The organism is Acinetobacter sp. LMB-5, assembly GCF_001541635.1.
GTDB classification, from domain to species: domain Bacteria; phylum Pseudomonadota; class Gammaproteobacteria; order Pseudomonadales; family Moraxellaceae; genus Acinetobacter; species Acinetobacter pittii.
Map to the genome: position 1 here is coordinate 260,064 of NZ_LRDR01000005.1, position 15,346 is coordinate 275,409.

The following is a 15,346-nucleotide window of genomic DNA, read 5'->3' on the forward strand; positions in this document are numbered from 1 at the left end:
TAAGATAAGAATTATACTTTTAGGTTAATTTTATATTTAAATAGATATTAATTTAACTTGAATAATTCTTGAGCTGCATATGAGTTTCCTGCTTCAGCAGACTTTTCAAACCAAGTACGGGCTAAGGATAAGTTCTTATCCACTCCTAGTCCGTCTTTATATATTTTCCCGAGATGATATTGTGCATTGCTTTCGCCTTGATTTGCAGCTGCCAAAAACCATTTTTGTGCTTGAGAATAATCTTGTCTTATACCATCTCCGAGTAAGTGCATAAGCCCTAAATTATATTGGGCATCAATATCTCCTTGGATGGCAGCTTTCAAATACCATTGAGAAGCTTCTAACTTGTTTTGAGTTACTCCTCTACCATATAAAAACATGGTGGCAAGATTTGTTTGAGCATCTGAATCACCTGCATTCGCAGCATCTAAGTAGTATTTAATAGCCTTCTGATAGTCCTGCTTAATACCTAAACCTTTACTGTAGAAATTTCCAAGTTCGTTTAAGGATGGTATATCACCTTGTACTGCGGCTTTCTCATACCAATATTTTGCTTTGATATAATCTGGTTTAATATGCTCATTTCCCATGTATAATAAACCTAAATTATATTGAGCATTAACATAACCCTGATTTGCAGATAAAGTGTACCATTCAATAGCTTTTAGAATATCGGGTTGAATGTCTTTATATCCTTCTGCATACATTACACCTAAATTGTACTGTGCTTCCGGATCTCCCTTTTCAGCTTTTGATCGGATATCATTTACATTAATATTATTTATATTATTCTGATTGGAGTGCTGTTGTTCATTATTGTCATTAGCTTGATTGACAGATTTTGTACAACCTGAACTTAATATACTTAAGAGACAAACAGTTAGAAATTTTTTTTTTGATAACATCTTTTATCTCGGATAGATTAATGGGTGTTAATTTACTATATAAGAATTCTACTTGCTCAATTTGCAACGTAAAATAACATAAACGGAAAAACAACGTATCAAAAAGAAGGATTTTCATAGATCAATTTTAAGAAAAGATATATGCCTGTATCTATAGAAAATTATAATCAATCTAATTACTGATTTTAATAATAAGAATAGTTTTATGATCATGTACATACTACTAAAGATTGAGAATATAATTTCAAAGCTTCACAAAACTAACAGTCAACTGTTGATCATAAATTACCGCCAGCTCCAAGACCTGAGGCTCCTTCCAAAATGGGCTATCATCCACTTGATTTTTCAAACCAAGGCATGTTTTAAATGAGAGATAATATGAAAATTTTCTTATCAATATTTATATTTAGTACATTAACTTTGGTAGGATGTGATTCTTCTAACATAAAAGTCAAAAGCTCCAATAGTGAGTTAAGTAAATATGAAAAAGATGCAGAAAATGGTAACCCAGTTGCTCAATACAATATAGGTGTTATATATCAACAAGGATTAAATGGTAATAAGGTTAACTTAGATAAAGCTGTGTATTGGTTTGAAAAAGCTGCCAAACAGGGTGAAAAGGAAGCCAAAGCTAATTTGGGTATAATTTATTATACAGAGGGGACTAAATATACTAATATCCCTAAGGCTTTAGATACTTTTTCTGAGCTTTCGAAAAAAGATAATAGAGTAGCTCTTAATTTTTTAGGAAAAATGTATAAGGATGGAGTTGGTGTAAAACAGGATAATAATAAGGCTTTTAATCTTTTTAATAGAGCTTCTATTTTGGGTGACTTAAGTGCAAATTTTAATTAAGTAATATGTATTTTAATGGCGAAGGGACCCCTTTAGATTATGAAAAGGCTGCCTATTGGTATAATAAAGCAGTTATAAAAGGAAAAGATGGAGATGCGGCTAAAATACTTGCTGGAATGTACTACGAAGGAAGAGGTGTAGAAAAAAATATTAATAAATCAATTGAATTACTTCAGATTACTGCTGATCAAGGAGATCAAGAGTCGGCCCAAAATATAGAAATTATAAAAAGAGAGTGTGATTGTTAATAAAGAATATATTAAATTGGTCTGAACTAAGATAAATAATATCTAAGATTAGGAAAGAATATAGTTAATAATTTAAAAAATATAGTATTCTAATTGTTGAATTAACTTAATTTTAAATTATTATTGGTTTTAGAGATTCTAATGAAAATTATCGCTATTTTATCAATATTATTAATACTTGCAGGTTGTGGTAAAAAATATACGATTACTCCTGATAGTTTGCCAATAGCTCACGTTAATCAAGAATATAAGCAAACTATAGAAATATCAGGAGGAAAAGTTGTCGATTATTATGCTAAATTACAAACAAATATTCCTAAAGAATTAGGAATAACATTTCAACCTGCTAATGATCTAGATGGTTATAATGTTATTGAGGTCAAGGGTACTCCAAAGTATAAAGGTATATTTACAATTCATATTTGGGTGGGGTTTTATGCTGGTGGTGATAATAAAATCCATAAAACCTATACTTTTACAGTTCAGTAAAAAGAGAACTTAACTTTTAATAAGTGAAATAAAATTTCTATCCATTTAACAGGAAGAAGAGAGCCTAATGATGGGAAAATCTAATTACTATATTTACTCTATTAGTTTTTCAATATTATTAGTACTTACAGGCTGTGGTAAGAAATATAATATAACTCCTGATGTACTTCCAATAGCTCATTTTAATCAGGAGTATAGACAGCTTATTCAGATTTCTGGAGGTAAGGTTGTAGATAAAAATGCTGAATTAACTACAGATATACCAGAGGATCTTGGCATTACAGTCAAGCCAGAAAATGATTTATCGAGATACAATATTATAGAAATTAAAGGAAAGCCAAAATATGAAGGAACTTACAGTATAAGTGTTTATGCTGACTTTTTGGGCGGTGGTAATAATGAAATTAAAAAAACTTATACTTTTAAAGTTGAGAAATAAATATTTTACATTTTAAGAACTTGTAAAATTACACTTTTTATAAATGAAAATTTAAAAATAAATTTTAATATTTGAAAGCTTGCTTAGTCGCGGTAGTTAATTCCGAAAAAAAGTATTTTTTGCTTCAATTGTTAAAAGGTGAAATTTTAATGAAAATTAAACTTATTGCTATTTTCTCAATATTATTGATACTTACAGGTTGTGGTAAGAAATATACGATTACACCTGATGAGTTACCCGTTGCTCATGTCAATCAGAAATATTATCAAGTGATTCATATTTCAGGTGGTAAAGTCGTTGATAAAGATCAGCCATTGAACACAAATATTCCTGAAGATTTAGGAATAACAGTTCAACCTGCTAATGATCGAGATGGTTATAATATTGTTGAGGTCAAGGGAACCCCAAAGTATAAAGGTACATTTACAATTCATATTTGGGTTGGTTTTTATGCAGGTGGAGGTAATGAAATTAATAAAACCTATATTTTTACAGTTCAATAAAAGAGATTTAACTTGTAATAAGTTATGTGAAATTTCTATCCATTTAACAGAAAGAAGATGGTCTAATGATGGGGAAATCTAACAACTATATTCGCCCCATTATTTTTTCAATTTTACTGACACTTACAGCTTGTGGAAAGAAATATACTATAACTCCTGATGTGCTTCCAACAGCTCATGTGAGTCAGGAGTATAGACAACGTATTCATATTTCTGGAGGTAAAGTTGTAGATAAAGAGGCTGAATTAACTACAAATATACCCGATGATCTTGGTATTACAGTTAAGCCAGAAAATGATTTATCTAGATACAATATTATTGAGATCAAAGGAAAACCAAAATATAAGGGAACATTTTCTATAAAAATTTGGGCTGGGTTTCATGGCGGAGGGAGCTCTGTAATTGAAAAAAACTATACTTTTAAAGTTGAATGAAAAGAAACATCATTTAGTATCTATACTTTTATGGACGCTTTTATAGAAAACTTAAAAATATAGTAATACATGGTATTTTAATTATGTTTGATGGTGCTAATTTTGTAGGACTTGCAGCAACAATAAAGACTTGATAAATAATTGAATTATGGCTTCTTATTGCTGAGTTAACTATATATTCCTTTATTATTTTGAGCCAAACAACTTGTTTGGCTCTTATTTTCAGAATTTAATTCCTATCTATTCAGACTGAGCTAAGTCACGTTCACGACATGATAATTCATAATAATTACCTCTTGGCAGAGAACGAATTTTAAAACCATAGTAATCACTCGTTGACTCTATAGGAACGACACTACATTGATTTGTTTTTGCAAATTTTTCAATCAATTTCAAATTAGAAGTTTGCTTAAATACAGCTCCCCAACCTTCACTCACACAACAGCCCACATATTCAGACATATATTCATCTGAAATGAGTACAACGTTTTGCCCCATAAATTCATAAGGCTTTTTGAGTTTGTATATATCGTTATAGTCTGCTCGCGAAATATTAGGTTTCTTGGCTAAAAAGCCTTTTTGTTTGAGTATTTGAAGCTTTAGAAAATCCTGAGGTCCAGTACCCATTCCTCTATAAACCGAATTATTATCTTCTGCAAAGCTATACGAGCTAAACATACTGACTAAACTTAAAAATAATATTTTTCTCATTTTAAATTTCAAAAGTTATATGAGGCCACAATTCTTTCATATCTTATGAATAGCGTAAAGTAAATGACTGATTTTTACAGTCTACACATAAAATATAGTGTCGATAATAGTTTGTTATTAAATTAAGTTTTCTTTGAATTAGATGAGGTAAGAGAGGGAGGAAAGCAATCAAAAATGCTTACTTTCCTTACTTTAAAATAAATTAAACCTGAGCTTAATTTATATAAATATTACTTCTTTTGCTTAAAACGGTATTTACATTTTAAACAGCGATAATCTTGAAAAATATTCTTGTCGATTATTACGCCAGCTTTCTTACCAAAAATATTGCCAACTACACCGCCAGTAATTCCTGCACTAATGGCACCGACAAAAGTCCCTACAGTTCCGCCAACAATTACACCTAAAGGACCAGCAACAGTACCAATAGCTGCTCCAACAGTAGCACCAGTCGCAGCACCACCTACAGTGCCTGCTGTTGTGCCGGCAGCTGTGAGTAAAACACCGCCAGTTGTTCTAAGTAATTTGTCATGGTCACGTGCTTCAATTTCTGTAGAACCACACTTAGGACATTGCAGAGCTTTTTCCATAAAATTTCCTGTCTTTCATCATTGAGTGACACAGTTGAGGGCTAAATCAGTAAAGTGGGTAAAGAACCTGTCTTGCGATGCAGTATCTTTTGCCTATTGAGTGATCGTAACGATAAACTGGTCTGTTTTGATTTTAGCTGAACATTGACACAAATATTTATAGATCATGTAAACACTTGTACTTTAATAATTATCTCATTAAATACCAATGTTTAGAATGACTAAGGTTTACATATTCATGTGTCTAGCAGAGAGAAATTCAATAATGATGAATAGAATGTGAAGGGTTTTTCTGAAGTTACTTAGGGTGACAAGCTGGTAAATGATAAAAGGCTTATCCTATTTGAATAAGCCTTCTTTGAATATTAGAGAGCTTTTTTCCAACTCAAAAATTTATATAATCCAAACATGAAAGTAATCCAGATTGGAATTAAAATCACCGATTTTTCAAATCCTTGAGTCCACATGATGTATAAAATCATGCCAATAAAAATTAAAACAATATAGTTACTCAAGGGTGAAAATAGAGCAGGGAATTTGGCAACTTTATTTTCAAGCTTCATGGCGTGTTTAAACTTTAAATGAGTAAAGCTAATAATTGCCCAGTTTAAAACCAGTGCAGCTACAGCCATGTACATGAGATAGCTTAAAGCTTGTTCTGGGATAAAATAGTTCAGTAATACACAACCAAAAATCAGAATAGAAGAAAAGATAACAGCAGGCGTTGGAACCCCTTGTTTGCTGACTTTTGTAAAAATTTGGGATGCGTGACCTTGTACTGCTAGGCCATATAACATACGACTGTTTGCATACATACCGCTGTTATAAACCGACAGTGCAGCTGTTAAAATAATAAAGTTAAGCAAATGCGCTGCCCAGCCAATCCCAAGCTGGCTAAAAATCATCACAAATGGACTTTTATCTAAACCACCGAGGTCAAGCTGATTCCACGGAATAAGCGACATAATAATGGCAAGCGAAGCCACATAGAAAACCAAGATTCGAAAGATGACTTGGTTAATGGCTTGCGGAATGCTTTTTTCAGGATTTTCGGCTTCAGCAGCAGTCATCCCGATCAGTTCAATACCGCCAAATGCAAACATTAAAAAGGCGAGCATATAAAATAGGCCCGAGAACCCATGCGGGAAAAATCCGCCATGCTGCCATAAGTTTGCAAAGCTAGCGATAGAATCACTACCCGCGGTAAGCAATAAATATAAGCCAAACACGATCATGGCAATGACCGCCGCAACTTTAATAATAGCTAACCAAAACTCAGATTCGCCATAAAATTTAACGTTGCCTAAGTTCAAACATGTGACCAAAACAAAGAAAAATAAGGCTGATATCCAAGCAGGAATGTGGGGCCACCAGTAATGCACATATTTAGCAACTGCTGTCAGTTCGGTCATCGCGACCAGAATATAAACAACCCAATAATTCCAGCCCGATAAAAAACCGGGGAATTTCCCCCAATATTTTTGTGCAAAGTAACTAAAGGAACCGACCACAGGTTCTTCTACGATCATTTCACCCATTTGGCGCATAATTAAAAATGCGACCAAACCGACAATGGCATAACCTAAAATAATAGAAGGACCAGCAGACTGGATGACTTGTGCAGAGCCTAAAAATAAACCTGTCCCGACAGCACCACCCATAGCGATCAACTGGATATGGCGATTTTTAAGTCCGCGTTTTAATTGGGAAGATGAATTGCTCAAAATATATGCGCTGAATAAAAAAGCTGGCGCTATTGTAATAGATTGGTTAGGGATAACCTAGTTTGAAAAGGATTTTACTCAGCTAAATAAAAAGGATCCGTACAAAGCTATACGAATCCCTTTTTGAAAATTGGTTATTTTATAAATTAGAAAGATACCATTTTGCCCGGATTAATCATTGCGCCGATGCCATACATGCTTTTAGCGAGTGGAATAACAACGGGAGCAAGGGTACGACCAAAAATAATATTTTGATGATCAATTTTAGATAACATTTCGAAATCGTTAGATTGCCCAACAAAGTCATTCGCGATGGCTTTACCAATACGTACCGTCTGAGCAACGCCGTGACCACTCCAACCATGAACAGCATAAATCGGGAACTTATTACCAAACTTACGGCTATCGACTGCACCATTTACGGTTAAATCAGTTGTTCCACTCCAGACAAAATCCATCTCTAGATTTTTAATTTGAGGGAAAACAGTGTGAATTCGATGCTCTAGATAATTTAATGTTTTCTCTGGACCCCAGCATGTGCCAGTGCCTTGGCCACCAAACAATAAGCGGTTATTAAATACGGGGCGATAGTAATCAATCTGGAACTGAGTATCATAAACTGGATGCCCAAATGGCAGTAGCTCTTTAGTATCAAGCTCTAGCGGGGCAGTCGTCGCAACATAGGTATAAAACGGAATAGTGGTATTGTTTTGCTCTGATAAAAGTTTAAACGAAGCATGGTGCACGGCTAACACCACAGACTTTTTAGCTTTTACGACCGCATTTGCAGTTTGAACATAAATGCCATCTGCTTTTTCTTCTATTGAAATGACTTCTGTTTGTTCATAAACAGTACCGCCATTTTGGCAAAATCCATAAATTAAGCCACGGTTTAAAGCTAAAGGATGAATTTGTCCACCTAACTCATCAATTAAGCCACCCGTATAGTAGTCTGACTTAATGTAGTCCATGAGTTCATGTTTACCCACAATGCGGGTATGGTCTTCACCTAAATATTTTCGTGCATCGGCGCCTTGTGTTAAACCGACTAAATGTCCTTCATGAACGGCAGCAGTAATATGACCGTATTTTCGGTCAAAGTTAAGCTGGTATTTTTCCGAAATGTCATCAATCAGTTGCATCGCTTCTGTAGAGGTAAAATGCCAAAGTTTTTTGGCATCTTCGTAGCTCAAGCGATCGGCCATTTCTTGAGCTTCCCAGCGAGCTAAACCAGGGGTAAGTTGTCCGCCATTGCGTCCAGAAGCTGCGCTACCTACACGGTTTTTTTCTAATAAAACAGTCTCTACGCCTTGTTCAGCTAAATGTAAGGCCGTAGATGAACCCAATAAACCACCGCCAATAACTACCACATCACATTCAATATCAGCTTTTAAACTGTCAAAAGTATGCCAATCAGAAAGTGAGCTTTCATAATAGTTTGCAGGGTTATCTACCAAGGTACCATTAACCGTGGATGTATCAAATTTTGCATGTTTTGGATTTAACCAGCTCCACTCTTTACCCACTTGTAGAGATTTACTTGGTTTATATTCCACGTCTTTTAAAAGTTGAGGTTTTGAAATAATTTTCATAATAAAGTTCCTTAAAAATTAATAAGCATTACTAATAGCAATACTTTGTTTTTTAATCGTTTTATAGATAAATAGGAGAACACCCAAAGCTAACCAGAAACAACCAAACATGAGTGAAGATGAATCGAGATTAAGCCAGAGGCAAATAATGCTAAAGACTGATATAAGCGGTAAAAACAGGTTTAGAAATTTGTTTTTAAACCCTGAACGCTGTTTATCTTTAATATAAAACTTCATAAAAACTGAGAAATTTACGGCTGTAAAAGCGACTAGCGCACCAAAGCTGATTAGGCTTACGACTTGGGCTAAATCTAGAAAAACCGCTGACATTGAAATAAGACCAACAAACAAAACCGAAAAAAACGGTGTACCTAATGAAATATGAATTGTCCCAAAATACTTTTTAGGGAAAATATTATCAGTACCCATTATATACAGTAAACGTGAAGCACTGGCATGAGAGGCAAGGCCAGAAGCTACAGTGTTCATAATTTGTCCGCATAAGAATACAGATTGGAAAAAAGCACCACCCACGTAAAGCACAATTTCAGGCAACGCTTCAGATGGATGCTGAAAGCGTAGATTGTTTGGAAAATAAAGTTGAATAAACCAAGCTGCTGTGAAGAAAATAAGTCCACCTGCAAGAGTCGTTAACATGACTGCGCGGGGAATATTTTTGGTGGGTTGTTTGGTTTCATTAGAAAGCGTGGTAACCGCATCAAAACCTAAAAATGAAAAGCACAAAACTGAGGCACCCGCAACGAGGGGGAGTAAAGATTGGTGCTCGTGCCAAAGTGGCGCCAAAGTAAGCACATGCTCATAACCTTGAGTCGAGCCAATACCCTTAATCACTAAATAAACAAAAATGACCATGAGTATGATCGGTGCAAACACAAACAACAGGCTTAAATTGGCGAGTAACCGAATGCGGAAACAGTTTACTAAAGTGACTAAGCTTGCTGACACAATTACCCAGAACCAGTAAGGCAGACTTGGGATAAGGGCTGTGAGATAAATCGCAGCTAGCAAAACATTAATGAGGGGTAATAACAAATAGTCGAGTAGTGAACACCAACCGACAAAAAAACCACTTTTAGGCCCTAAACTTTCAGCGGTATAGCTATATGCTGAACCTGATTTTTCTGAATTTTGACTAAATCTTGCATAGCTCCAAGCGGTGAGTAGCATGGCGCCAAGTGCGAGTAAATATGCCAGTGGTACGTGTCCATTGGTAATTCCAGAGACAATACCGAAGGTATCAAATACCGTCATAGGGGTCATGTAGGCAATACCAATAATCGTGACTTGCCAAAGAGACAGTTTTTTTAAGGAAGACGTTTTATTTTCCATGTCATTTCAACCTCAAATTAGTTGTTTTGCTTTTCATCCGGAAAAGCGATGCTATTTTTGAGCCAAAACTTCCCCTAGACCTGAATAAACAAGTCTGTTTGGAGAAACTTTGAACAAAAGCTAGGGGCTGTTTCGCTTTAGTGATGCCCTAAAGCAAGATCAGATATTTATATTTTCGGCTTCACTCTAGATCACGACCAGTTGAAAAGATTGACACGGTCGTGAGAGAACTTGCTCGGGGCTTTGGTCTTTAAATAATGTGCCTGTTCTGATGGTGATGTCATTTGAAGTAATCACTCGAGAAGAGTCGTTAATCACAATTGCTTTTTGCTTAATATTCTTGAGCTTCGGCATAAGAAGTTTTTCGAGTGCGGAAACTAAAATATCGGTAGCAATTACACCGATAAATTGATCACGAATCATGACCGGATGGGCAAGGGTGATGGTGTATGCACCATTGCAAATATAGTCGACATAGGGTCCATGGATGCACGGACTTTTGTTTTGAGCAGGCTTATGAAACCATTCGAAAGAGCGAAAATCTAAAAATCGCTGAGCATTTTGATAGTTTTCAAGTTTGGCTTGCTGTAACTGATCTTCTTTTTTATACCACCATTCGAGTGTCCAATAATCCTGTTCTTCTTGCGTTGCAGGGCTATAACTTGCAAAACCAATGCCTTGACTGTAATGGCTTTCCTGTAATGCCTTTTTAATTTCCTTTTGCAAAGCTGTGCGTTCTGAACCTGAAAGCTTAACGTCTTTTGTTTTTTCAGGTTCATGTTTCGAAAGAATTTTGCTCGCTTTAGTTGCCAGCTTTTCTGTAATGGCTGTCGTTTCTTCAACCACCGTCTTTAACAAATTTTGAAGCTCTTCTATATCTAAATGTTGGGTCATTCCTATAACTCCTAAAATTCCGTATTTCTCACTCGATATTTTATAAGTGCTCTACTTTATTGTTTTTATTCGATAGATAACTTATATCGAAGCATTTGGTCTGTTAGCATCAAAATGATTTTTCGCGCTTGAATAACAGCATCATCTTCATTGCCTTGAACAAAAGATGATAAAAGTTGGTGGTATTGTGCGACGACCAGTTGATGAAATTGATCATCTTGGTAAAGCACAGCAATGAGCGGTGCCCATTCGGCTTGTATGGTTAACTCTTGATTTGCCAGTCGAGCTGATTGAGCAAAAGAGGTAAGTGTTAACAAACAACGTAAATCAAGTTGGGCACGTGTGTCTGGTTCAACTGCTTGTTCAAATTGATCAATAAGCTCTTTGATTTTACCCAGTTCATATTCAGTAGTTCTTTGTGCTGCCAAATATGCACCATGGCTTAAAATTGCACTATGAAACTCGCCTAAATCAGCCAGATATTCATTTGAAGCTTGACGTAGAGGATGCTTGTTTAAGAGTAAATCGGAAGGTAACTCACAAACAAAGCTTCCGCCGTTTCGCCCGCGTCGTGTATCAATCAGACCCTTTACGCGTAAAGTATTTAACGCTTCACGAACGGTAATGGGTGACACTCCCATTAAGCGAGCTAGATCCGCCTCGTTAGGAAGCTGTTCATTGCTTTTGAGCAATCCAGAGATAATTGCATTTTCCAAGCGTTCCACAACTTGTTCCGATCGAGTTGCCTGAGCGATAGGTGCAAAAATTATCGTATATGCTGACATGGCGAATTCTCTAAAAGCTAAGTCAGAGACTTAGCTTAATGAAACGGATAAATGATTAAAACACGCCATATTGATGGACGGCCTGTTCATCTTCAGGCACAGCTGGTATTGCATCCCAAAGTTCAACAATTTTGCCATTATCCACACGCCATAATTCAAAATAGGCATGTCGATTTCCGGCAATACTTCCTTCGGAATGTGTCAAGACAAATTGACCATCAGCAATGGAGCGATGCGTTTTGGAGTATACCAAACCTTGTCCTTCATTACGGATATTGTTCAAAAAATCAATGACTGCTTTAACACCATCGCCAATGTCTGGACTATGTTGAATGAACTGATCGTCGTGAGTGTATTCTTTAAATGCTTCGTAATTGCCATCAATTAATGACTTCTTAAAGAACGAGGTCACAATCTCACGATTTTTCTCTGGATCATGGTGAGTGACGATTTCAGTTGGTCCATCTAACTGCGTTCTACCGCTTACATTCGGTGCAGCTTCTGCCACAAGACCGTCCCAGTGTTCAACAATTTTGCCATCTTTCACTCGGTAAATATCAAAACCAACTAAAGGGTTTTCATCAAGGCCCTGAAAGCGGCCATGAATTGCAACCAAGTCACCGTCTGCCAATACACGCACAGCTTCGTGTTGCATGTCGGGGCAGTCTTCTACCAGTTGGCGAAGGCCCGAAAGACCATTTGCAACCAGTGGAGAGTGCTCTATAAAGTCTTCAGAAAAATAACGGTCCAAAGCAGTGGTGTCGTGCAAATTAAATAGCTCGTGATGGGCTTTAGTCACCAAGTCTTTCATTTCTTGCTTATTCATTTTGATCTCCTTTCAAAACGCATTGTTATTATTCGTTTGAACTCATCACATGTTTAACGCGAGTATATTCTTCAAAACCGTAGCCAGATAAATCTTTACCATAACCTGATTTTTTGAAACCGCCGTGTGGCATTTCTGCGGTTAAAGGAATATGGGTGTTAATCCAAACTGTACCGAAATCAAGTTCACGAGAAAGACGAGTGGCACGGGCATGGTCTTTAGTCCAAACACTTGAAGCTAGGCCATATTCAACATCGTTGGCTTTTTCAATCGCATCATTTTCATCTGTAAATTTTTGAACGGTAATCACTGGTCCAAAAATTTCATTTTGAATGGCTTCATCGTGTTGTTTTAAGCCACTAATAACGGTTGGTTCAAAATAAAAGCCTGGACGGTCTGCTTGTTTTCCACCTGTTTCAACTTTGGCGTGAGCAGGTAAGTTGTCGATAAAGGCTTTAACATTTTTTAATTGGTTGGCATTGTTGAGTGGGCCATAAAGTGCGTCTTGATCATCGGGTTCACCAAAACGGGTATTTTTTGCAGCTTCAACTAACTTGCTTAAAAATTCATCATGAACAGATTCAGCCACAATTACACGCGTTGCTGCAGTACAGTCTTGGCCTGCGTTGAAATAGCCTGTTAAAGCAATCATTTCAACTGCTTTGTCGAGGTCAGCATCTTCAAAAATCACTACAGGTGCTTTACCACCAAGCTCAAGATGCGCTTTCGCTAGATTTGCTGCGGCAGAAGCTGCAACTTGTAATCCCGCACGAACTGAGCCTGTAATAGAAACGAGTGCAGGGGTCTTATGTGATACAACTTTTGAACCCACCTGAGCTTGGCCTAACACCACGTTAAATGCACCTTTAGGGAAAAATGGTGCAGCAATTTCAGCAAGTAAAAGCGTACTTTCCGGCGTCGTATCACTTGGTTTAAGTACCACGGTATTACCTGCGGCTAAAGCTGGAGCAATTTTCCAAACAGCCATCATGAGTGGATAGTTCCACGGTGTAACTTGTCCAACTACACCGACAGGTTCGCGGCGAATAGAAGAGGTTAAACCTTCTAAATATTCACCTGAAGCAGTGCCATTGAGTAGGCGGGCAGCACCAGCAAAGAAACGAACCTGATCTGCCGATGCACCCACTTCTTCAGATGCAATTAAGTGTTTTAACTGACCCGTATTACGACTTTGTGCCTCAATTAAACGCTCTGCATTTGCTTCAATAGCATCTGCTAAATTCAGTAATGCTTTTTGACGAGTCGAAGGTGTACTGCGGCCCCAAATTTTAAATGCTTCTTTTGCAGCAGCATAAGCTGCATCAACTTCTGCCTCAGTTGCATTCGGTGATTGTGCATAAACTTCACCAGTCACTGGGCTTACCAAGTCGAAATAATCATTTCCTTTGCTAGCAACATATTCGCCGTTAATAAAGTGTTTTAGTTGAGTTTTAGCCATTTTTTATACCTTGTCCTTAGGTTTTAACATATAACATATAATACTATATGTATTATGTTTTAAATTTTCTGTCAAATGCTTTGATGAGGGGATTGAGTGAAAAAAGTTGGAATTTAAATCAAATTGGATTTTAAGTTTTTGATTTGATTATTTAAAAAAATTAAAAAATTTATTGAAGATTTTTAATTGTTCTCTATTGATTCACTACTACAAGATAGTTCTGAACCTTTTTAGAGAGGGGAAGATGTAAGTTTTTGGAAAGGTAACATCATTTTCAAAAAGTTAAGTGAATTACTTCAGCTTTATATTTTAACTTTGTAGTTTTATTCAAAGGTATCTTATATTTTAATGAGGATAATGAGTTAGAGATTCATTTAAATTCATATGATAAAATAAGTTCAGTAAAGAATTCTTTCTTATTAATAATTTATTGAAAGAAAAAATATCATTTTAAATGAGAATAATATATGGAAACTATGTATTTGGTATATCATGTTAGAGATAAAATAAGAAAAGATCCTAATTATATAAAAAAAGTTCAGGCTTTAACTTTGAATGAATTAAGACCAATGCATGGATTGAAAGGCACATATGGGCTATATGGTTCGCTTGAGTGGTTAAATAATTTAGAGTCGGGGACAATTCCACGTCAAGAAATATCAGGAACAATTCGGCGTATTTATACAACTGATATGGATAATGGCAACATACCAGACACTATGGATATTGAATTAAAAGATATCGGCAAAATTATGAAGCAAGGTATTTTTTTAAATAATGAATCCGATATAAATCTTTTTATTGTAGGGAGGAGGATAGAGATTATCTATTATATAGAGGATATGAAAGCAATTGATCATACAACTGGTGAAAATGTAAAGCATGAGTTTGTTCTTGAAATGAAAATTTCAAACTGATCATAGATAGTCTTTCAATATATTCTACAGAAAGAGATATCCTATTCTGTAGAATAATATATTGAATATGTTTGTAGGTTATTAGCTTGAAAAAATAAGAAAACTATTAATCTCAGGTCTTATGACTCGCAAGCAGAATGCTGGTTTCACTGTTATAAATACCTGAAATATTCCTGATTCTTTCTAATACTTTATCGAAGTTTTCTAAAGTGTCAGAGCGTAGCTCAACCAAAATGTCCCATTTGCCATTGGTTTTATGCAAACATTCCACGGCACTTTCTAGGCGTAATTCTTTAATCACAGACTGCGCTTTAGTGCCTTCAACCATAATGCTCATCCATGCACGGATGACGTTGCGTTCTGCATTGGGTTTAAAACGAACCGTATATCCGGTAATAATGCCCGAAGACTCTAAATATTCGATTCTCTTTTTGACCGTTGCCCGTGAAACGTGAACTTTTTCGGCTAACTCGGTAACAGACATCCGTGCGTTATCTTTAAGCAAACCTAAAATAATTTGATCAATGTTATCCATATTGTAATTGTCAATTATCAAATTGGTAAAAAATAATTCATTTTTGACTGAATTACAAATTTTGTGAATCAATTTGATTTTGAATAATAG

16 protein-coding genes and 1 pseudogene are annotated in these 15,346 nt (G+C 35.8%); 6 read left to right on the forward strand and 11 right to left on the reverse strand.

All coding sequences use genetic code 11. The features are described 5' to 3' along the window. Window positions 1-47: 47 nt before the first annotated feature. Window positions 48-905 carry a tetratricopeptide repeat protein gene (locus tag AW165_RS08245; RefSeq protein WP_060465472.1) on the reverse strand — a complete coding sequence of 286 codons (858 nt, stop codon included), beginning with the start codon at window positions 903-905 and terminating at the stop codon, window positions 48-50. 366 nt (window positions 906-1,271) lie between these two features. On the opposite strand from AW165_RS08245, the pseudogene AW165_RS08250 reads away from it, so the two are divergent. The 5 genes and pseudogenes from AW165_RS08250 (at window position 1,272) to AW165_RS08270 (ending at window position 3,873) form a co-directional block, all read left to right on the forward strand. After that, window positions 1,272-2,008 (forward strand): annotated as a pseudogene (locus AW165_RS08250) (tetratricopeptide repeat protein). Between the two features lie 141 nt (window positions 2,009-2,149). Continuing rightward, complete coding sequence (locus AW165_RS08255; RefSeq protein ID WP_060465473.1) at window positions 2,150-2,497, forward strand: hypothetical protein; 348 nt, start codon at window positions 2,150-2,152, stop codon at window positions 2,495-2,497. 67 nt (window positions 2,498-2,564) lie between these two features. Further along, window positions 2,565-2,936 carry a hypothetical protein gene (locus AW165_RS08260; RefSeq protein WP_228138738.1) on the forward strand — a complete coding sequence of 124 codons (372 nt, stop codon included), beginning with the start codon at window positions 2,565-2,567 and terminating at the stop codon, window positions 2,934-2,936. Window positions 2,937-3,085: 149 nt separating this feature from the next. Next, complete coding sequence (locus AW165_RS08265) at window positions 3,086-3,439, forward strand: hypothetical protein (RefSeq protein WP_060465475.1); 354 nt, start codon at window positions 3,086-3,088, stop codon at window positions 3,437-3,439. A gap of 65 nt (window positions 3,440-3,504) precedes the next feature. Next, a complete protein-coding gene (locus AW165_RS08270; protein ID WP_228138739.1) occupies window positions 3,505-3,873 on the forward strand; it encodes a hypothetical protein in 369 nt (122 codons plus the stop codon). 240 nt (window positions 3,874-4,113) lie between these two features. Here AW165_RS08270 and AW165_RS08275 read toward each other — a convergent pair whose 3' ends face one another. The 9 genes from AW165_RS08275 to AW165_RS08315 all read right to left on the reverse strand — a co-directional run bounded on the left by AW165_RS08275 (window position 4,114) and on the right by AW165_RS08315 (window position 13,804). After that, on the reverse strand, window positions 4,114-4,584 hold the full coding sequence (locus AW165_RS08275; RefSeq protein WP_060465476.1) for a hypothetical protein: 471 nt from the start codon (window positions 4,582-4,584) through the stop codon (window positions 4,114-4,116). A 230-nt stretch (window positions 4,585-4,814) separates the two neighbouring features. Further along, window positions 4,815-5,174, reverse strand: coding sequence for a hypothetical protein (locus AW165_RS08280; protein WP_002120526.1), 360 nt, complete (start codon window positions 5,172-5,174; stop codon window positions 4,815-4,817). Window positions 5,175-5,539: 365 nt separating this feature from the next. Continuing rightward, window positions 5,540-6,898, reverse strand: a complete 1,359-nt coding sequence (locus AW165_RS08285; protein WP_081312787.1) for an amino acid permease — start codon at window positions 6,896-6,898, stop codon at window positions 5,540-5,542. A gap of 146 nt (window positions 6,899-7,044) precedes the next feature. Beyond that, a complete protein-coding gene (locus AW165_RS08290; protein ID WP_060465478.1) occupies window positions 7,045-8,490 on the reverse strand; it encodes an NAD(P)/FAD-dependent oxidoreductase in 1,446 nt (481 codons plus the stop codon). 18 nt (window positions 8,491-8,508) lie between these two features. Beyond that, window positions 8,509-9,840: an APC family permease gene (locus AW165_RS08295; protein WP_032004091.1), complete on the reverse strand. Its 1,332-nt coding sequence runs from the start codon at window positions 9,838-9,840 to the stop codon at window positions 8,509-8,511. Window positions 9,841-10,026: 186 nt separating this feature from the next. Beyond that, window positions 10,027-10,734 (reverse strand): cache domain-containing protein, encoded by a 708-nt coding sequence (locus AW165_RS08300; protein ID WP_032004089.1) that lies wholly within the window; start codon window positions 10,732-10,734, stop codon window positions 10,027-10,029. A gap of 65 nt (window positions 10,735-10,799) precedes the next feature. Beyond that, on the reverse strand, window positions 10,800-11,519 hold the full coding sequence (locus tag AW165_RS08305) for a FadR/GntR family transcriptional regulator (RefSeq protein ID WP_032004087.1): 720 nt from the start codon (window positions 11,517-11,519) through the stop codon (window positions 10,800-10,802). A gap of 55 nt (window positions 11,520-11,574) precedes the next feature. Continuing rightward, window positions 11,575-12,345, reverse strand: a complete 771-nt coding sequence (locus tag AW165_RS08310) for a nuclear transport factor 2 family protein (protein WP_060465479.1) — start codon at window positions 12,343-12,345, stop codon at window positions 11,575-11,577. A gap of 28 nt (window positions 12,346-12,373) precedes the next feature. Further along, on the reverse strand, window positions 12,374-13,804 hold the full coding sequence (locus AW165_RS08315) for a gamma-aminobutyraldehyde dehydrogenase (RefSeq protein ID WP_060465480.1): 1,431 nt from the start codon (window positions 13,802-13,804) through the stop codon (window positions 12,374-12,376). Between the two features lie 467 nt (window positions 13,805-14,271). On the opposite strand from AW165_RS08315, the gene AW165_RS08320 reads away from it, so the two are divergent. Then, window positions 14,272-14,721, forward strand: a complete 450-nt coding sequence (locus tag AW165_RS08320; protein ID WP_060465481.1) for a hypothetical protein — start codon at window positions 14,272-14,274, stop codon at window positions 14,719-14,721. A gap of 112 nt (window positions 14,722-14,833) precedes the next feature. Here the strand turns inward: AW165_RS08320 and AW165_RS08325 are convergent, their stop codons facing one another. Further along, window positions 14,834-15,256, reverse strand: a complete 423-nt coding sequence (locus AW165_RS08325; protein WP_002120489.1) for an Lrp/AsnC family transcriptional regulator — start codon at window positions 15,254-15,256, stop codon at window positions 14,834-14,836. Window positions 15,257-15,346: the final 90 nt, after the last annotated feature.